The sequence below is a fragment of the Streptococcus mutans genome (assembly GCF_006739205.1).
Lineage (GTDB): Bacteria > Bacillota > Bacilli > Lactobacillales > Streptococcaceae > Streptococcus > Streptococcus mutans.
In genome coordinates this window covers 1,377,250-1,394,908 of sequence record NZ_AP019720.1, presented here as the reverse complement: position 1 = coordinate 1,394,908, position 17,659 = coordinate 1,377,250, and the positions used below count along the sequence as shown (strand labels likewise).

Annotated in this window: 20 protein-coding genes, 1 riboswitch and 1 other annotated feature; of the genes, 12 read left to right on the top strand and 8 right to left on the bottom strand. The window is 35.9% G+C overall.

The genetic code is table 11. From position 1 onward, the window contains the following. Positions 1–2: 2 nt before the first annotated feature. From atlA to FNL60_RS07085, 4 genes are all read left to right on the top strand, one after another. Positions 3–2,942 (top strand): autolysin AtlA, encoded by a 2,940-nt coding sequence (gene atlA / locus FNL60_RS07100; RefSeq protein WP_002280123.1) that lies wholly within the window; start codon positions 3–5, stop codon positions 2,940–2,942. A 20-nt stretch (positions 2,943–2,962) separates the two neighbouring features. After that, a complete protein-coding gene (locus FNL60_RS07095) occupies positions 2,963–3,550 on the top strand; it encodes a DUF6287 domain-containing protein (RefSeq protein ID WP_002264595.1) in 588 nt (195 codons plus the stop codon). 92 nt (positions 3,551–3,642) lie between these two features. Next, complete coding sequence (gene pepT / locus FNL60_RS07090; RefSeq protein WP_002280124.1) at positions 3,643–4,863, top strand: peptidase T; 1,221 nt, start codon at positions 3,643–3,645, stop codon at positions 4,861–4,863. A gap of 55 nt (positions 4,864–4,918) precedes the next feature. After that, entirely contained in the window at positions 4,919–5,404 is a 486-nt protein-coding gene (locus FNL60_RS07085) for an EbsA family protein (protein WP_002263332.1), read from the top strand. Here the strand turns inward: FNL60_RS07085 and FNL60_RS07080 are convergent. Then, positions 5,396–5,590 (bottom strand): ferredoxin, encoded by a 195-nt coding sequence (locus FNL60_RS07080; RefSeq protein WP_002263331.1) that lies wholly within the window; start codon positions 5,588–5,590, stop codon positions 5,396–5,398. The two genes, FNL60_RS07085 and FNL60_RS07080, sit on opposite strands and share 9 nt — an antisense overlap. Before the next feature lie 45 nt (positions 5,591–5,635). Here FNL60_RS07080 and FNL60_RS07075 point away from each other — a divergent pair, with 45 nt between their 5' ends. From FNL60_RS07075 to rplT, 5 genes are all read left to right on the top strand, one after another. Then, on the top strand, positions 5,636–6,118 hold the full coding sequence (locus tag FNL60_RS07075) for an SAG1386/EF1546 family surface-associated protein (RefSeq protein WP_002263330.1): 483 nt from the start codon (positions 5,636–5,638) through the stop codon (positions 6,116–6,118). A 10-nt stretch (positions 6,119–6,128) separates the two neighbouring features. Next, positions 6,129–6,812 (top strand): (d)CMP kinase, encoded by a 684-nt coding sequence (cmk, locus tag FNL60_RS07070; RefSeq protein WP_011074539.1) that lies wholly within the window; start codon positions 6,129–6,131, stop codon positions 6,810–6,812. A 23-nt stretch (positions 6,813–6,835) separates the two neighbouring features. After that, positions 6,836–6,962, top strand: a sequence feature (ribosomal protein L20 leader region). Positions 6,963–6,978: 16 nt separating this feature from the next. Then, on the top strand, positions 6,979–7,509 hold the full coding sequence (gene infC / locus FNL60_RS07065) for a translation initiation factor IF-3 (protein ID WP_002263328.1): 531 nt from the start codon (positions 6,979–6,981) through the stop codon (positions 7,507–7,509). Between the two features lie 34 nt (positions 7,510–7,543). Next, entirely contained in the window at positions 7,544–7,744 is a 201-nt protein-coding gene (gene rpmI / locus FNL60_RS07060) for a 50S ribosomal protein L35 (RefSeq protein ID WP_002280125.1), read from the top strand. Between the two features lie 44 nt (positions 7,745–7,788). Then, positions 7,789–8,148, top strand: coding sequence for a 50S ribosomal protein L20 (gene rplT / locus FNL60_RS07055; protein WP_002263326.1), 360 nt, complete (start codon positions 7,789–7,791; stop codon positions 8,146–8,148). A 206-nt stretch (positions 8,149–8,354) separates the two neighbouring features. On the opposite strand, the gene FNL60_RS07050 is transcribed toward rplT, so the two are convergent. The 7 genes from FNL60_RS07050 to FNL60_RS07020 all read right to left on the bottom strand — a co-directional run bounded on the left by FNL60_RS07050 (position 8,355) and on the right by FNL60_RS07020 (position 13,410). After that, positions 8,355–8,981 (bottom strand): histidine phosphatase family protein, encoded by a 627-nt coding sequence (locus tag FNL60_RS07050; protein WP_002263325.1) that lies wholly within the window; start codon positions 8,979–8,981, stop codon positions 8,355–8,357. Between the two features lie 7 nt (positions 8,982–8,988). After that, positions 8,989–9,357 carry a YccF domain-containing protein gene (locus FNL60_RS07045; protein ID WP_002263324.1) on the bottom strand — a complete coding sequence of 123 codons (369 nt, stop codon included), beginning with the start codon at positions 9,355–9,357 and terminating at the stop codon, positions 8,989–8,991. A 4-nt stretch (positions 9,358–9,361) separates the two neighbouring features. Beyond that, positions 9,362–9,835, bottom strand: a complete 474-nt coding sequence (locus tag FNL60_RS07040) for an aminoacyl-tRNA deacylase (protein WP_002263323.1) — start codon at positions 9,833–9,835, stop codon at positions 9,362–9,364. Next, on the bottom strand, positions 9,832–10,674 hold the full coding sequence (locus FNL60_RS07035) for a DUF368 domain-containing protein (RefSeq protein WP_002266082.1): 843 nt from the start codon (positions 10,672–10,674) through the stop codon (positions 9,832–9,834). Before FNL60_RS07035 ends, FNL60_RS07040 begins: the two co-directional genes overlap by 4 nt. A gap of 43 nt (positions 10,675–10,717) precedes the next feature. Beyond that, entirely contained in the window at positions 10,718–11,701 is a 984-nt protein-coding gene (locus FNL60_RS07030; protein ID WP_018110157.1) for a peptidoglycan recognition protein family protein, read from the bottom strand. 89 nt (positions 11,702–11,790) lie between these two features. After that, entirely contained in the window at positions 11,791–12,360 is a 570-nt protein-coding gene (thiT, locus tag FNL60_RS07025; protein WP_002263320.1) for an energy-coupled thiamine transporter ThiT, read from the bottom strand. Positions 12,361–12,414: 54 nt separating this feature from the next. Then, positions 12,415–12,515: riboswitch (TPP riboswitch) on the bottom strand. Between the two features lie 46 nt (positions 12,516–12,561). Next, positions 12,562–13,410, bottom strand: coding sequence for a glycoside hydrolase family 25 protein (locus tag FNL60_RS07020; protein ID WP_002266079.1), 849 nt, complete (start codon positions 13,408–13,410; stop codon positions 12,562–12,564). 273 nt (positions 13,411–13,683) lie between these two features. On the opposite strand from FNL60_RS07020, the gene FNL60_RS07015 reads away from it, so the two are divergent. The 3 genes from FNL60_RS07015 (at position 13,684) to ppc (ending at position 17,422) form a co-directional block, all read left to right on the top strand. Beyond that, a complete protein-coding gene (locus tag FNL60_RS07015; RefSeq protein WP_002266684.1) occupies positions 13,684–14,208 on the top strand; it encodes an ECF transporter S component in 525 nt (174 codons plus the stop codon). Further along, positions 14,192–14,581 (top strand): DUF4430 domain-containing protein, encoded by a 390-nt coding sequence (locus tag FNL60_RS07010; protein ID WP_002266683.1) that lies wholly within the window; start codon positions 14,192–14,194, stop codon positions 14,579–14,581. The genes FNL60_RS07015 and FNL60_RS07010 overlap by 17 nt, the downstream gene beginning before the upstream one ends. Before the next feature lie 117 nt (positions 14,582–14,698). Beyond that, entirely contained in the window at positions 14,699–17,422 is a 2,724-nt protein-coding gene (ppc, locus tag FNL60_RS07005) for a phosphoenolpyruvate carboxylase (protein ID WP_002266077.1), read from the top strand. The last annotated feature ends 237 nt before the right edge of the window (positions 17,423–17,659 follow it).

Here is a 17,659-nt window from a genome sequence, read left to right as displayed (position 1 = left end):
GAATGAAAAGCAAAACTTATTTGATGATTCCATTAGCATTGACCCTATTTATGGCTGCTAATAAAATATCTGCAGATGAGCAAAATCAATCCTTAAGTGCATCAGAAGTTATTTCTTCTGATGCGACATCAGTATCTGAATTACCAGCGACAACAGCACAGATAAGTCAGGAAGTCAGAAATAATGGACAAGACAGTACTATCCAATTGCAGCAAACACAGGAACAGTCTGATCCGATAACAGGTACGTCTGAGACAACTGTTTCCTCTATGAAGGTGGCCACAAATGGCTCACCTGCCAAAGCAAATGAGACTGAAACAGTTCCGTCTCAGGCAAGTACTGCTAGTTCTGTGCAGACTCCTGATCAGATTTCGACTGTTCCTTCTGTAAAAGCAGAAACCACTTCTACCGCAGATCAATTACAATCAACATCATCTGCTCCTTTGGATCAACAAACTGATGCTAAACGTCTTTCCAATAAAATGACTCCAGCAAGCAGCGTACAAGCTCGTTCTTCTCTTACACAAGACAAGCAAGTACAGGCACAAGAAGTCACAAGTGCTGTAGTGGAAGAAAAAGGGATTAAGCTACAGTATAACGGTCAGATCGCTCGAAATACTAAGATTCAATTTGCTGTCTGGTCAGCTCGAAATGATCAAGATGATCTTCAATGGTATACGGCAAATAATATGGGAGCGGCCTATGCCGAATTCAAGAATCATCGTGAGTATGGGACCTATTATGTTCATACTTATGCTAATCAAAATGGCAAGATGATAGGACTTAACGCAACAACTCTTACAATTGCTCAACCTCAGGTGCAAACTAATATTCAAAGAAAATCAGCAACGAATTTTGAGTTAACCGTTTCTAATGTTCCTAATACTATTAGCGGCATCATGGTACCTGTCTGGTCAGATCAAAACGGTCAAGATGATATTAAATGGTATAATGCCCGAAAGGCTGATGATGGCAGTTATAAGGTTTTGATTGATACTAAAAATCACAAGAATGATTTGGGACATTATGAAGCTCATATTTACGGCTACAGCACAGTAACCCAGTCTCAAATTGGCTTAGCTGTTAGTTCTGGTTTTGACCGCAATGATACTAGACCCAATGCAAGGATATCTGTTGCTAATTATGACCAAAATAAAACGACCTTTGATGTTGTTGTTGAGGGTTCATCTGATACAAAGACTGTATCTGCTGTTAATATTGCTGTTTGGTCTGAAGATAAAGGTCAAGATGACCTTAAGTGGTATTCACCAAAAATTGTCAACAATAAGGCAACTGTGACGATTAATATCGCTAATCATTCAAATACTTCAGATAAATATAATGTCCATGTTTATACAGACTACACTGATGGGACACATTCTGGTACTATTTTAGGGGCTTATCAGATCAATAAACCGCTTGAGAAAAATACTGTTTCAGCTGATTTAACTAGTGATGGTATTGCTCTCAAATTAGATTCAAACACGGTTACAGATTATACCAAAGTACGATTTGCCGTTTGGTCGGATCAAAATGGTCAAGATGATCTCAAGTGGTATAGTGCAAATAGTGATGGAGCGGCAACTGCAGCTTACAGTAACCACAGTGGTTATGGGCTTTATCATATCCATACTTATATTATTAAAGATGGGAAAATGGTTGGGCTTAATGGCAGAACGATAACTATTAATCAGCCTAGTGCCAAGGTTGATATTGCTAAAGAATCCGATGCTCTTTATAAAGTGACTGTTTCTAACCTGCCAGCTTACATTAGTTCAGTAGTTATTCCTGTCTGGACAGATAAAAACAATCAAGATGATATTCAATGGATTCCCGCGACAAAACAAGGTGATGGAACCTACGCAGCGCAAATTCAGTTAGCTGATCATAATGGGGAAACAGGCCATTATAATGTTCATGTCTATGGACAAAGTAAATTTGACAATAAAACGGTTGGCTTAGCAGCAACTGATGGCTTTAATGTTGCAGAGACAAGGAATGCTGTTATCGCTGCTTCAAATTATAATGCCAGTGCAGGAACGATAGATATGATTGTTAAACAAGAAGCGGGTGGTAAAGCGATCAAAGAAGTTCGGATGGCTGCTTGGTCAGAAGCTGATCAATCTAACCTTCATTGGTATGTTTCATCAACTATTATTGATGGTAAGGTAACAGTCACCATTAATGAAAAAAATCATCAATATATTAAAGGAAATTATAACATTCATGTCTATGTTGATTATACTGATGGCACTAGTAGCGGAACCAATATTGGAAACTATAGCTTGAATGCTGATAAACCTGCTGTTGCTCTACCATCTTACTTTATTGATATTAGTAGCCACAATGGAATCATTTCTGTTGCCGAATTCAATAGCTTGAAACAACAAGGTATTCAAGGAGTGGTTGTTAAGTTAACAGAAGGTACAAACTACATCAATCCATATGCAAGTTCTCAAATTGCCAATGCCAGAGCTGCCGGTATTAAGGTTTCTGCTTACCATTATGCTCACTATACTTCTGCGGCCGGGGCACAAGAAGAAGCCCGTTATTTTGCTAATGCAGCCAGATCCTTTGGTTTGGAGGCATCAACTGTCATGGTCAATGATATGGAAGAATCCTCTATGGTGAACAATATTAATAATAATGTTCAAGCTTGGCAAGATGAGATGAGGCGTCAAGGTTATAGCAACCTGATTCATTATACTATGGCTAGTTGGTTGGATATACGCGGTGGGCAAGTAGACACTGCAAGGTTTGGCATCAATAATTTTTGGGTTGCTCATTATGCCAAAGGGTATACTTATATGACTCAAGAAGAAGCTAAATCCCTTAATTATTATGCTAATGCAGCAGCTTGGCAGTATACTAGTGTATCGTCTAAATTGTCTCATGCTTTGGATGAAAATATTGATTATACTGGTCGATTTACTCAACAGTAAAGAAACGAGGCGTTTGATTTATGAAAAGAAAACGAAATCTTTACTTTCTTATTGGTTTATTTTTGACAGTCTTTCTTTTGATAGGATGCTCAATGCAGAAAAAACCCAAATCAGAAAGCAGCTCGACTTCTCAAAAGACTACTTTACAAACAAAACAGTCAAGTGAAAAATCAACTGATGCTAAGCAAACGACAGAAGCTCATTCAGAAAGCAGTCAGTCTTCTTCTCATTCTAATAACGAGGAAACCCTTGCTCCCATTGATACAGGCGCTGTTTTAAAGGCTGATTACAGTAGTATGGCAGGAACTTGGAAAAATGAAGAAGGACAAACGTTGACATTTGATCAGCGAGGTCTGACAACCCCTGGAATGACAGTCAGTCTGTTGAACATTGATCAAGACGGAAATCTTTTGTTAAATGTTGAGACTGGAACAAAAAAGAATCTAACTCTTTATATTGTGCCAGCCAATAAAACCCTATCTAATCAATATTTTTCTAATGGTCAAAGCGATGAATCTGATAAAACAAAAGATCGTATTGTTTCTTCTGAGAGTTTAAATAGCGGCAAATTTACAAACCGAGTTTATTATCATGTTTCAACTCATTAATCAAAGTAAAAAATTCCAAATAATATTTAAAAAACCACAGATAAACGTGGTTTTTTCTGTTATAATTAAGGAGACAGGGTAAGAGGTAATAAATGACTTATGATAATTTATTGAATCGCTTTTTAACCTATACTAGGGTTAATACAAGAAGTGATGAAAGTAGTGAAACAACACCAACAACACAAAGTCAGGTTGATTTTGCTTTAACCATTTTAAAACCTGAAATGAAAAGTATTGGGCTTCAGAATGTTCATTATTTGGAAAATGGTTATTTGGTAGGAACTTTACCTGCAAATGGCAATTTTTCTTATAAAATCGGTTTTATTGCACACATGGATACAGCCGATTTTAATGCTGAAGGTGTCAATCCTCAGATTATTGATAATTATAATGGTGAAATTATTCAATTAGGACAGACTGATTTTGTCTTGGATCCAAAGGAGTTTCCTAATTTAAATAACTACTTAGGTCAGACTCTGATTACCACAGACGGAACTACTCTTCTTGGCAGTGATGATAAGTCTGGCATTGCTGAGATTATGACAGCTATTGATTATCTAGTCAAACATCCTGAAATTGAACATGACGAAATTCGAGTTGGATTTGGACCTGATGAAGAAATTGGTAGGGGTGCTGATCAGTTTGATGTTGAGGATTTTGATGTTGATTTTGCTTATACCGTTGATGGCGGTCCTTTAGGAGAACTGCAATATGAGACTTTCAGTGCTGCAGCAGCAGAAATTGATTTTATGGGACGCAATGTTCATCCGGGTACAGCTAAGAATCAGATGGTTAATGCATTGCAACTGGCAATGGATTTTCATGGGCAATTGCCACAGGAGGACCGGCCTGAAAAGACTGAAGGATATCAAGGGTTTTACCATCTTTTGAGTCTTAAAGGGACTGTTGATGCGGCACATGCCAGTTATATTATTCGTGATTTTGATGATGAAGCTTTTGTAAGCCGTAAAGATTTTATGCAGAAAATTGCTGACAAGATGAATGCCCATTTAGGAGCAGAGCGCGTGCAATTGCAAATTTATGATCAGTATTATAATATGCGAAAAATTATTAAAAAAGATATGACCTGCGTGAAACTAGCTAAAAAAGTTATGGAAAACCTAGCGATTGAACCTATTATTGAACCAATTCGCGGCGGAACAGATGGTTCTAAAATTTCCTTTATGGGTCTGCCGACCCCCAATCTTTTTGCTGGTGGTGAAAATATGCATGGTCGCTTTGAATTTGTCAGTTTAGAAACAATGCAAAGGGCAGTTGATGTTATCATAGGAATTGTCTGTTTCAAACAATAAATTTTGGTAAAAATGACATAACTGTGATAAAATAATGTGACATGGAGGAAACGAAGTGATTAAGATATTTGGGAAAGTTAGATATCATTGGCAGCCTGAACTGTCATGGCTGATTATTTACTGGTCTATCACTATTATGCCAATTTTTATTGCCTTGTCACTTTTGTATGAACAAACTTCTATTCCGCAGTATTTCTTTATTTTATTCATTACATTTGTTGTTTTAGTTGGTGTTGGTTTTCATCGCTACTTTGTGATTGAAAATAATGGCATTTTACGAGTTGTTTCTTTAAATGTTTTCAAGCCTTCAAAAATTGCTATTGCAGATATAAAAAAAGTAGAGGTAACAAAGTCAACTGTGACTCTGATTGTAAAAGGTAAGAAAAAGTGTCTCTTTTATATGCGTAAGTGGCCTAAAAAATATTTTTTAGATGCTTTGGCACTTCATCCAGATTTCAAGGGAGAAGTGGAGCTCATTGATAATTTTATCAATCTTGATTATTTTGAAGCTTATAAAAAAGAAAAAAAGCCCTTACGGTAATGTAAGAGCTTTTGTTGGACAATTTTTAACAGCCATAAGGATATTTGGATCATCAGCAACTGTTTTAATCTTTTCCTTGCTGTCTGTAAAAATGACAATACCATCATCATTATAATCAAAAACGCCTGAATAGGTTTGACAAAGCCCACAGGCAATACATTTTTCTGGGATAATTGCTACTTTCATAGTAACATTGTAGTACTATTATTAATTTTTAACAAGGGGGAAATCATGTCAAATAAACCATGGGAAGAAAAAGTAACTGATGCAACTACTGATAATGAAGAAATGACAAGAAATTCAAAGGATGCTAGTATTATCAGTACACCTATTTTAACAATCCTATTGAGCCTCTTTTTCTTGATTATTATTGGTATTTTATTTTTTGTACTTTATACTTCAAATGGTGGAAGCAATGAAAAAGCAGCCACTTCGGGTTTCTATAGTTCTTCCAAAACGGTCAAAAAAGCCAAAAATGAGGCAAATAGTCAAACTGATGAACAGACAACAGAAGCAGAAACAAGTTCAAGTGAAACGACAAGTTCCTCTTCAGACAGTGATGGCGAGACAATTACAGTTCAAGGAGGTGAAGGGGCTGCAGCAATTGCTGCGCGTGCGGGTATTTCTGTTGATAAACTCTATGAGCTGAATCCAGAACATATGACGCATGGCTATTGGTATGCTAACCCTGGAGATAACATCAAGATTAAGTAAAGAGGTTGATATGATGGGTATTAGAATTGCTATTGATGGTCCTGCTTCCAGCGGTAAAAGTACAGTAGCTAAAATTATCGCTAAAAAGTTAGGTTATGTTTATTTGGATACAGGTGCCATGTATCGTTCAGCGACCTATTTAGCTTTGCAAAATGATACAGATCTAACGGACGAGCGGGCCATTGTTAAACTTTTGAAGGATTATCCTATTAGTTTTGGGCGTCGTAAGGATGATAGTGAACAACTCGTTTTTGTTGGTAATGTTGAAGTTAGTCATCCTATTCGTGAGAATGAAGTGACCAATAATGTATCAACCGTTGCTGCCTTGCCCTTGGTGCGTAAAACATTGGTTGATTTGCAACAACAATTGGCCAAAAAGGGTGGTATCGTAATGGATGGGCGTGATATTGGGACAGTTGTTTTACCCGATGCTGAGCTCAAGATTTTTTTAATTGCTTCTGTTGAAGAAAGAGCTGAGCGACGTTACAGAGAAAATCTTGAAAAAGGAATTCAAACAGATTTTAATACATTAAAAAAAGAAATTGCTGAGCGTGACTATAAGGATAGTCATAGGAAAATTTCTCCGTTAAAACCTGCAGCTGATGCTATCACTTTTGACACAACGGGCATTGATATTGCAGGTGTCGTTAACTTTATTGAAAAGAAAGCACAAAATATTATTGACAGGTCTTAGAAATTTTGTTATTCTATTTTAAGTGAGAAAAGCAGAAGTGAGAACTTCTCGCCTTGCGACTTAAAGTTGTCTGGCCCAACATGTTAAAGTTCCTGTGGAATATTATGTGTATACGGGCTTGATTTGTCAGGTCCGTTTTTGTTTTTCTCAAAAAAATAATGAAGGGGTGAAGAATATCGCTAAAAAAGATTTGTTCATTAACAATGAAATTCGTGTCCGCGAAGTTCGCCTTATTGGTCTTGATGGTGAGCAATTGGGAATTAAACCATTAGCCCAAGCACAGGCTATTGCAGATGATGCTAATGTCGACTTGGTTTTAATTCAGCCGCAGGCTACACCGCCTGTTGCTCGTATTATGGACTATGGTAAGTTCAAATTTGAGTATCAAAAGAAACAAAAAGAACAACGTAAGAAACAAAGCGTTGTTACCATTAAAGAAGTCCGTTTAAGTCCAGTTATTGATAAAGGTGACTTTGAGACAAAGCTTCGTAATGGGCGTAAGTTCCTTGAAAAGGGAAATAAGGTTAAAGTTTCTATTCGTTTTAAGGGACGTATGATTACTCACAAGGAAATTGGAGCAAAAGTTTTAGCTGATTTTGCTGAGGCAACGCAAGATATTGCTATTATTGAGCAAAGGGCTAAGATGGATGGCCGTCAAATGTTCATGCAGCTTGCACCAATTCCAGATAAAAAATAAGTTAACCAATAATAAAAGTAGGAGAAATATTAAAATGCCAAAACAAAAAACACACCGCGCATCAGCTAAACGTTTTAAACGTACAGGTTCAGGTGGATTGAAACGCTTCCGTGCATATACCTCTCACCGCTTCCACGGTAAGACCAAGAAACAACGTCGTCATCTTCGTAAAGCATCAATGGTGCATTTAGGAGATTTCAAACGTATTAAGTCAATGCTTACTCGCTTAAAATAAGAGTAATTTAAAAGAATAGAAAGAATTATCGGAGGATTGTATAAATGGCTCGTGTTAAAGGTGGCGTTGTTTCACGTAAACGTCGTAAACGTGTTTTAAAATTAGCTAAAGGATACTATGGCGCAAAACATATCTTGTTCCGTACTGCAAAAGAACAAGTGATGAATTCATACTATTATGCTTATCGTGACCGTCGTCAAAGAAAGCGTGATTTCCGTAAATTATGGATTACACGTATCAATGCAGCAGCACGTATGAATGGATTGTCATATTCACAATTAATGCATGGTTTGAAGTTGGCTGAAGTCGAAGTGAATCGCAAAATGCTTGCAGATTTAGCGGTTAACGATGCAGCAGCTTTCACAGTTCTTGCAGATGCAGCTAAAGAAAAACTTGGGAAATAAATTTTTTGCTGTTAACTGTCAAACCTATGGTATCTCTACTTGATAGCTACTTTTGAAGAGAAAAGTATATGAAGTAAAACTTTTCGCAATAAAAAACATCTGAAAACTAGTTAGTCTTCAGATGTTTTTTGATGCTTGAGATTTTATGCTTCATAAATGGACAAAGAAAATGGCTTGTATTGGCCGTTTGATACTTAAGCTTTGTCTTACAATTCTTTTTTATAAGAGGTATCATTCCACTTAAGGAGTTTAAAACGTTCGAAATCTTTTGTTTCTAAAATGGTCACACTAGCATTATCAAGACCGCCGTCACGTCGTAGTTGAGCAGGTTCACAGCCTAATAATGTTTGAATAGAGGCGGTCAAAGTTGCACCATGTCCGACTATTAAGATATTTTGAGCCGTTTCCTTTTGTAGTGATTTAACAAAATTAGAAACACGATGTGTTACACGATAGACGGATTCAGCATCAAACATTGAATTGTTAAATTGTGCTAGATTATGACGGAAAGCTTTCATTTGTTTGGGATAGATAGAAGTAACAAGGCTGATTTTTTGACCTTCCAGACTGCCTAAATTCCATTCTCGTAAGGCCTTGGTGTATTCAATTTTTACAGAATGTTTGTTTTCTTGATTGATAATTTGACTAGTTAATTTAGCTCTTTTCAGGTCACTAGAATAAATGTGATCAAATGTAATATCTTTGAGATAGTGTCCTAATGCTCTTAGTTCTATAATTGATGTACTTAAGAGAGGTGAATCTCCATGAGCTCCTTGGAAACGTCCTTCTAGGTTCCATTCCGTTTTACCATGTCTTACAAAATACAATTTCATGTTTAGTTTATACCTCTTTTATAATCGTTATACCAAAAGGAAAAAGGCTGATGCCAGCCATCTTGATAGACTGTAATGCAAAGGGAATTCCTATAATAGTAATGCAAAGGAGGAAAGCAGATGCTAAGTGTATTACCGCCAATTCCCAACCAATGGCTAAAATCCAGATGATATTGAAAATAAGGCTGGAAACATTGCTAGAAGGGGAAATCGATTTTCCAAAAGGAAAGAGTCCAAAACCTGCAATTTTAAAACATTGAAGCCCAAAAGGAATGAGAATAACAGTCAGACAAAGAATAATTCCCGCTAGAGACCAACCGATAAAAGATAATAACCCAGCACATAAAAACCAAACAATATTTCCTAATAAACGCATGTTATCACTCCTTCAAATCAGCAAATTGAGCTCCAACAAAGTCAGCTAAAACTTGGCTGTTGATACGAATGGAACGTCCTATCTCACCTGCTGATACAATGATTTGCCCTTTTTCTAAAGCTATAGAATCAATAAAAATTGGAAAATGATGCTTTTGTCTAATACCAACAGGATTATTAGCACCATGAACATAGCCTGTTATTTTTTGGAGTTCTTTTTGGGGAATCATGGTAACTTTTTTATTTGCAGATACTTTGGCTAATTTCTTTTCAGAAAGATGTTCTGTTATGGGAATAATCCCAATAAGTGGTCCAGTTTTATCGCCAGTTAGTGCCAGTGTTTTAAAAATATCCTCCTTTTGGATATCTTCTGGCAATTTGCCTTCTAAGGCATTGAGTGCTAAGCTATCATGTTTAATCTTGGCCTTATCTAAAATTTGCTCAACCAAGGTTTTCTTTAATTTCTTTTTCTTGCTCATTTATATTTTTCCTCAAGTTTACTCATCCAAGCTCCTAGGGCAATACCTGCTATAAAGAGCAGAGCAGCCATTAAAAAGGTTGTAAAGCTACTGCCAGCATAAGAGATACTTTCGGTATTTCTAGGATTTGGAATAATGATTAAGAGGGTACTCGAAATAACAAGTCCTAAGATGAAGTGATAAACGCGTGAATGGTAGTGATTGAGAGCATAATCCATGGCCTTTGAAAAAAGCAGCATGGTCGTAGCACCGCCAATAGCAATTGGAAGAAAAACTCCTACTAAATCAAGGTTCTTAAAACCTGTCAGCATAGGGGCGTAGAGTCCCATAATTAAAAGGAGATTAGACGGACTAAGCCCTGGAACTAACACACCTAAGGCAATCAGAGCACCAGCAAGAATAAAGCTAACAAAGTTAGCAGGAATTGTCCCAATTAAATCATTTAAAAAGAACAATAGGAGACCAGAAATGATAAAAGTTCCTAGCAGCCAAATCCAATCCTTGCTGTCACGTCTGGATTTTTGAGTTGATTCAGAAAATAAGCTTGGTAAGGTTCCGACGATTGTTCCTGTAAAGGCCCACAGAACGGGAACTTGATAATGTTCCAGCAGATATTCTAAAGGCGCTGAAAAAAGAGCGATACCTAAAATACCACCAATTCCAACAGGAATAAAAAAGAGAACATTTTTAACAAAATCTTTTGACAAATGTGCTAAAAATGAAATAATACGTTCATATAATCCTAAAATAGATGCTAAAACACCGCCTGATACACCAGGTAAAATAAACCCAAGAGCAATGATAACACCTTTGATCAATCTTGTTAACCAAGAAATCATGTTTTCCTCCAAAATAAATAATAAATCACTTTATTATATCATTTTAAAGTTGATTATAATAGGCCTGAACTAAGTCTACAAAATTTTTAATAGAATAAGAGCTAGCAAAAAAATCTGCAGCAGCCTGTGCCCAATAATCATCAGGATCTTGATGATTAGTTCCGCCAAGATAAGAAGAAACCATTTGATGTGTCCAAACTGTTCCTGATGTATCTTTTTGACCTAAAGTGACAGGCAATTTATATTTTTTAAGCATAAAAGCTGCATAGTAGGCTGCATTAGCAGTTTGTCTAGCGAAATCATCTTTATTGTGCTCATGCGTCATTTCGAATTGTAAATAATAAGGATTTCCTTTGGGACCAGCTCCCTGAGCCATATAACTGTCATCAGCAATTTGTAAAATATTATTTTTATCAAGAAAACTATGAACAAATACCCCAGTTGATTTATAATTTTTTTCCATATAGGCCACTTCACTTTGGATAGAAGAACTGTCATTTCCAGTATCATGAATAATAATGCCCTTTGGTTTACCACTTATTCCAAAATAGGATTTTTGGGCAAACTGATGATAGATATTTTTGGTTATTTCGGTATGAGGATAGCTTAAACTGGCAATATACTGATTGATTGCATTTGTATGTTGAATCTGAAGATGTTTAGCATCAAGGTAGTAAGTGTGTCCCCTTAATTTTACCTTGGCCAAAGTCATTGTTTTTCCTCTTAGATGTGTTAAACGATAGCCTGTCACTTGCACTGTAGTAGTTTGTTTCAATTTATCTGTATTAAAATCGAATAAATGGCAATAGAGTGTTACTGGTGATGTTGGTGTAATTGTAGCTGTTTGCGTTATTTCATAAGAGTTGGAAATATGAAAACGATGTTGGTAAAGAAGACCGCTAAATCCAAGTAGTATAAGCAAAGAAACGATTATCATATGATAGTTAACTTGCTTTTTCTTTTTATAAGGGCGCCTTTGATGACTAGTCAGTTGCTTTTTACATTTTTTCTTTTTGACCATAACCATATAATAGCATGATTAACTTAAAAAACTGAATTATAAATTCTAGTTTAAGCAAGAAATACCAACATTTCTTATTTTTCAAACGCATTAGTTTATATGTTCTTCTTTTCAGCTGGTAAAAAGAGTTGTGGCTGGCTTATAACTAAAAACACAAGGATAAGAATAACAACTAAAAAGGTAAGCAAGCCAGCACTGCCATTAACAGTGAAGGAGTACCAAAAAGGAGACATTCCTTTGGGGGCATAACTTCCCCAAAAAAGGAAACCTGCGATATAATGACAGACATATCTGGTGAAGATAGCTATGAATGCGCCTAGTATGGCAAAGAGCAATGCTTTCAGCTTATTTCCATTTTTCAAGGCCGTTTGAAAGGGCTGTTTAGTTATACCTGCCAATCCCATGCAGAAGAAAGCTAAGATGTATTCAAGAAATACTTGTGAAAGCGTTAGATAATAAACTTTTGCTAAAAGAAAATGCAGCAATCCCCAAAGGAAGCCTGCCAGAACTCCAAATTTACTTCCTCTTCTTAAGGCGAATAAGACAAGGGGAATAGCTCCAAAAGAGGGTGTAAACCAACTTGCAAAGTCAGGTATCATTGAAAGAACCATAGCTAAGGCGGCAATCAGAGCGGTTTCAACCAGAATAACAGCATTTTTAGACATAAAAAAGACCTCCTTGTACAATCCAAGGAGTCCATGTGTGTTCATTTAGTTCATCCATGAAACGAATCACATTCCCACGCTAGTATTAACTAGATCAGGTCCATAGGATTTTGCAAATGCAATCTCAGCTAAGGTTAGCACTCCTTGTGATATTTACTTATTTATTTTTATTATAAAATGAAACTGGCAATTGTGTCAAGTTTATTGGTTGCTTGATCCAAATAATTTTTCATAAGTAGATTTTGTATCTTTGTTGACAGCGATTTGATTAAGATCAAGTGTATTCTTGAAGCCTTCAATATGACCTTGAGAGGTGTATTGATGCAGATCATAATTCAATTTGGTTTTAGGGACTGCTTCAAAGTAGCCCGAGTCAGTACCATAAGTTGGAATCCAAATAGCGTCAAAACCTTTTGCTGAAATACTGTGCTCTTCCATAAAATAAGTCCCAATGTAAATACCAACTTTTTCAGCACCAAGGCGTTTTAATTCATCTCGAAAAGCTTTAACTCCCTTGTCCATGTTAGGCATTGTCTTTTCTTCAACATCGAGCCAATAGAAAGTTGGATTATAGGGAGATGCATTTTTGTAAAAAGTCTTTGCTTCAGCTTTCATTTTTTTGACGCTGGATCCACGGACGTAAGCATAGACGGCCACAGGTACGCCGCGTTTTTGGAACTCTTCAATATGGGTCTTAAACGATTTATCAATTCCGGAACTGTGAGCTGCATTATTTTTTTTGGCGATGCCTGACCCGCCTTGGACGCGAACAATAGCTCCTGAAATGTTTTTTGATAGGGTATCATAGTCAATTTCGCTAGGCAGCTGCCAACCCGAGATATCAACAATCGGATTAAGAGTAAAGGTGTCTCCATCTGAATTTTTTGTTTTAGCTTTCTCTGAATTTTGTTCTGTAGCAGGAATGGCTGCTTGGGCAGCTCTTAATTCTTTTTGTCGGGCATTTTCAGCTTGAATATTCCCTAAGATGATAATCAAGGCGAACAAACTAAAGAAAGCTAGAACAAAGACAGGCTTAATTCTTCTTCTCATCTCATTTATTGTAGCGTAAAGTTTTGAAAAAAGCAAAACATGTCTATCTGAGATGTTGAAATGCAGTTTTAAATTGTTATAGTCTTAGTATTGTTACTATAAGTATGGTGAGGCGAGCTAACAACATTATATAACGTTATATAAAGATAAACAAAAAGATAATAGCGGGTCAGGTGATGGTCATCATTTACAATTACATGAACTTAAAACATTCAATCATTTAGCCTGTTTTATCATCTTGACAGTTTTTGAGCTTTTCGGTAGACTGAAATTATGGAGAAGAAAACCTTAAAGCAAATTAGTCGTATTGCTATTTTGTCAGCTTTAGCCATTGTTTTGCGGCTTGCCTTTTCAGCTTTGCCCAATATTCAACCTATCACTGCTATCTTTCTAGTATGTGCCGTTTTTTATGGTTTTTGGGAAAGTTTTTTAATCATGACTGTAACCATGTTGATTACTAGTTTTTTGCTGGGATTCGGTCCTTGGGTCTTGGGGCAACTTATCAGCTTTGGTCTAGTTATTTGCCTTTGGAAATTTTGCCTTTATCCTATGACAAAACTTTTTCGATTTGGTAATATTAATGGTCTTGGTCTGCAGTCTGTTTTGGCAGGGTTAATGGGAATTGTATATGGTATCTTGATTGATACTTATTCTGCTCTCTTATTTTCTACTCCAATTTTAGCCTATATCATAGCAGGAATGACTTTCAATTTAGCTCATGCTATCTCGACTTTGTTCTTTTACCCAATTATATTATCAATCTTTAGGAGGTTATCGTCTCATGAAAAAAATAATTAATGTTATCGTCTTATCACTATCCGTTTTTTTCCTGGTAGCTTGCAGCAATAGCAGTACCGGGGAAAAAACAAGTCAATCATCTGAAGAGACTAAGGTCCGATTAATTGTTAAAACGGATTCTAATAAAACCGATGAGAAAGTCGCTTTCAAAAAAGGTGCTACTGTTATGGATGTCTTAAAAGACAACTATAAAGTTAAAGAAAGCGGTGGTTTTATCACTACTATTGATGGTGTCACTCAGGATAAAAAAGCAGGTAGGTACTGGATGTTTGATGTTAATGATAAGCTGGCATCAAAAGCTGCTGATAAGATTAAGGTCAAAAATGGGGATAAAATTGAATTTTATTTGAAAGTTTATAAAGGTAAGAACTAGGCTGTCTAGTTCTTTATTTTTTTGTGTTAAATAAGATGCTTACAGTTGAATAAAGATTTACTTTTTTTCTAAAAGTGATATGATATAAAGTATCAAAAAAGAAGGGGAATTTGTTTCGTGACAATCAACAAACTAGAAAGTAGAAATGATAAAGAAGCAATTGCTGAGGAGATTACTATTCTTACCAAACTACTGGACGATGCTACCAAAACAATGGTTGGCAGTGCTAGCTTTGATAAGATTACTCTCTTTAAAAAATTATCAATTGAAGAGAAGCATCAAGAGTTAGAACGTGAAATTGAGCAGTTAACAAATGAAGAAATGGTCGTTGTTTCTCGTTATTTCTCCATTTTACCGCTTCTTATCAATATTTCTGAAGATGTCAATTTAGCTTATGAAATCAACTATCAAAACAATAATGATATTGATTATTTAGGGAAATTATCAGCCACTATTGAACTTGTTTCTAGTCAAAAAAATGCTCAAGAAATTCTGGAAAATGTTAATGTTGTCCCTGTTCTAACAGCGCATCCAACTCAAGTGCAGCGAAAAACGATGCTGGATTTAACTAATCATATTCATGAACTTTTGCGTAAGTACCGTGATGTTAAAGCTGGATCTATTAACAAGCAAAAATGGTATGACGATATGCGCCGTTATGTTGAGCTCATTATGCAAACAGATATTATTCGCGAAAAGAAATTAAAAGTCACTAATGAAATTACTAATGTCATGGAATACTATAATTCCTCTCTGATTAAGGGTGTTACTAAATTAATTACAGAATACAAGCACTTGTCTCAGCAAAAAGGATTTGATTTAGGAAATGCTAAACCAATTACGATGGGAATGTGGATTGGCGGTGACCGTGATGGGAATCCTTTCGTCACTGCTGAAACCCTGAAAATATCAGCTCTGGTGCAAAATGAAGTGATTTTAAATTATTATATTGACAAAGTTTCAGATCTTTATCGAACATTTTCTCTTTCAACCAGCCTTTCTACTATTAGCAATGCAGTTAAAGAGATGGCAGATCGTTCAACGGATGTTTCGATTTACCGAGAAAAAGAACCCTATCGTAAGGCTTTTCATTATATTCAATCAAGATTGCAAGAGACTCTTATTTATTTAAAAAACAACCATTTAGAAGAGTTGGAGTCTGAAGATAGTGCTCAAATCCTTCCTTATCAATCAGCGCAAGAGTTTAGAAATGATTTGCAACTCATCAAAGATTCTCTTTTAGAAAATAACGGTTCTGCTTTTATTACGGGTGATTTAACAGAATTATTGCAAGCAGTTGATGTTTTTGGTTTCTTTTTAGCTTCTATTGATATGCGACAAGATTCCAGTGTTCACGAAACCTGTGTAGCAGAACTGTTAGCTTCAGCCAATATTGTTGCTAACTATAGCGACTTACCTGAAGAAGAAAAGATTGCTATTCTTCTCAAAGAATTGACTGAAGATCCTCGAATACTGTCTGCAACGCATGTTGAAAAATCGGAAATATTGCAAAAGGAATTAGCTATTTTTAAAACAGCTAGGAAATTGAAGGATGCTCTGGGAGAAGATGTGATTAAACAACATATCATTTCACACACAGAAAGCATTTCTGATATGTTTGAATTAGCTATCATGCTCAAAGAAGTCGGCTTGGTTGATACAGATAAGGCGCGTGTGCAAATTGTTCCTTTATTTGAAACTATTGAGGACTTGGATAATTCTCGCGAAATCATGAGACAGTATCTCAATTATGATATTGTTAAAAAATGGATTGCAGCCAATCATAATTATCAGGAAATTATGTTGGGTTACTCAGATTCTAACAAGGATGGTGGTTATTTATCGTCTGGCTGGGCGCTCTACAAAGCACAAAATGAATTGACAGAAATTGGTTCTGATAATGGTGTCAAAATCACCTTTTTCCATGGACGCGGCGGTACTGTTGGACGTGGTGGCGGTCCATCTTATGAGGCTATTACATCACAGCCATTTGGTTCCATCAAGGATCGGATTCGTTTAACAGAACAAGGTGAGGTTATTGGTAATAAATATGGCAATAAGGATGTTGCATACTACAACCTGGAAATGCTGGTTTCAGCAACTCTTGATCGCATGGTGACAAGAAGGATTGTCAATTCAGATAACTTAGTCAATTATCGTTTAATCATGGATGAAATTGTTGCTGACAGTAATCTCATTTATCGTGATTTAGTTTTCGGAAACGAACATTTCTATGATTATTTCTTCGCAGCTAGTCCAATTCGCGAAGTTTCAAGTTTGAATATTGGTTCCCGTCCAGCAGCTCGTAAGACGATTACAGAGATCAGCGGTTTGCGCGCTATTCCTTGGGTATTCTCATGGTCTCAAAATCGCATCATGTTTCCAGGATGGTACGGTGTCGGTTCAGCCTTTAAACATTTTATAGATAAGGATGAAAAGAATTTGGCTAAATTGCAGGAAATGTATCAATCATGGCCTTTCTTCCATTCATTGTTGTCAAATGTTGACATGGTTTTATCCAAATCAAATATGAATATTGCCTTTGAATATGCTAAATTATGTCAGGATGAAGAAACAAAAGAAGTCTTTGCAACTATTTTGGATGAATGGCAATTAACCAAAAATGTTATTCTAGCAATTGAAAGTCACAAACAGCTTTTAGAAGATAATAGTTATTTGAAAGCTAGTCTTGATTATCGTTTACCTTACTTTAATGTTTTAAATTATATTCAAATTGAGTTAATTAAACGTCAGCGCCGTGGTGAATTAGGTGAGAATTTAGAGAACCTGATTCACATTACTATTAATGGTGTCGCAACTGGCTTACGAAATTCAGGTTAAACAGAAAAAAGCTCTATAATATCTGTAATGGATGAAATTTGCTTCGGAGGTTATAGAGCTTTTTAATTGTATAAAAACACTAATTTTTATATCGGAAACAGCAGATTTTCTTAAATTTTCAGATTTTTCATTTCTTTTTTATTTAAGAGAATAAAAAAATTCATCAGATATATGCTAATCAGAAAGTGTTAAAGGCAAAGTTTGATATGATTCATCAGTTATTTTCTTTGTTTTAAC

Bases quoted from the DNA above. Each gene is read 5' to 3' on its own strand.
- rpmI (WP_002280125.1), top strand. From the start codon at position 7,544: ATGCCAAAACAAAAAACACACCGCGCATCAGCTAAACGTTTTAAACGT.
- cmk (WP_011074539.1), top strand. From the start codon at position 6,129: ATGATGGGTATTAGAATTGCTATTGATGGTCCTGCTTCCAGCGGTAAA.
- FNL60_RS07010 (WP_002266683.1), top strand. From the start codon at position 14,192: ATGAAAAAAATAATTAATGTTATCGTCTTATCACTATCCGTTTTTTTC.
- thiT (WP_002263320.1), bottom strand. From the start codon at position 12,360: ATGTCTAAAAATGCTGTTATTCTGGTTGAAACCGCTCTGATTGCCGCC.
- FNL60_RS07015 (WP_002266684.1), top strand. From the start codon at position 13,684: ATGGAGAAGAAAACCTTAAAGCAAATTAGTCGTATTGCTATTTTGTCA.
- FNL60_RS07045 (WP_002263324.1), bottom strand. From the start codon at position 9,357: ATGCGTTTATTAGGAAATATTGTTTGGTTTTTATGTGCTGGGTTATTA.
- FNL60_RS07095 (WP_002264595.1), top strand. From the start codon at position 2,963: ATGAAAAGAAAACGAAATCTTTACTTTCTTATTGGTTTATTTTTGACA.
- FNL60_RS07020 (WP_002266079.1), bottom strand. From the start codon at position 13,410: ATGAGAAGAAGAATTAAGCCTGTCTTTGTTCTAGCTTTCTTTAGTTTG.
- atlA (WP_002280123.1), top strand. From the start codon at position 3: ATGAAAAGCAAAACTTATTTGATGATTCCATTAGCATTGACCCTATTT.
- FNL60_RS07035 (WP_002266082.1), bottom strand. From the start codon at position 10,674: ATGATTTCTTGGTTAACAAGATTGATCAAAGGTGTTATCATTGCTCTT.
- FNL60_RS07075 (WP_002263330.1), top strand. From the start codon at position 5,636: ATGTCAAATAAACCATGGGAAGAAAAAGTAACTGATGCAACTACTGAT.
- FNL60_RS07040 (WP_002263323.1), bottom strand. From the start codon at position 9,835: ATGAGCAAGAAAAAGAAATTAAAGAAAACCTTGGTTGAGCAAATTTTA.
- FNL60_RS07030 (WP_018110157.1), bottom strand. From the start codon at position 11,701: ATGGTTATGGTCAAAAAGAAAAAATGTAAAAAGCAACTGACTAGTCAT.
- FNL60_RS07080 (WP_002263331.1), bottom strand. From the start codon at position 5,590: ATGAAAGTAGCAATTATCCCAGAAAAATGTATTGCCTGTGGGCTTTGT.
- FNL60_RS07050 (WP_002263325.1), bottom strand. From the start codon at position 8,981: ATGAAATTGTATTTTGTAAGACATGGTAAAACGGAATGGAACCTAGAA.
- rplT (WP_002263326.1), top strand. From the start codon at position 7,789: ATGGCTCGTGTTAAAGGTGGCGTTGTTTCACGTAAACGTCGTAAACGT.
- pepT (WP_002280124.1), top strand. From the start codon at position 3,643: ATGACTTATGATAATTTATTGAATCGCTTTTTAACCTATACTAGGGTT.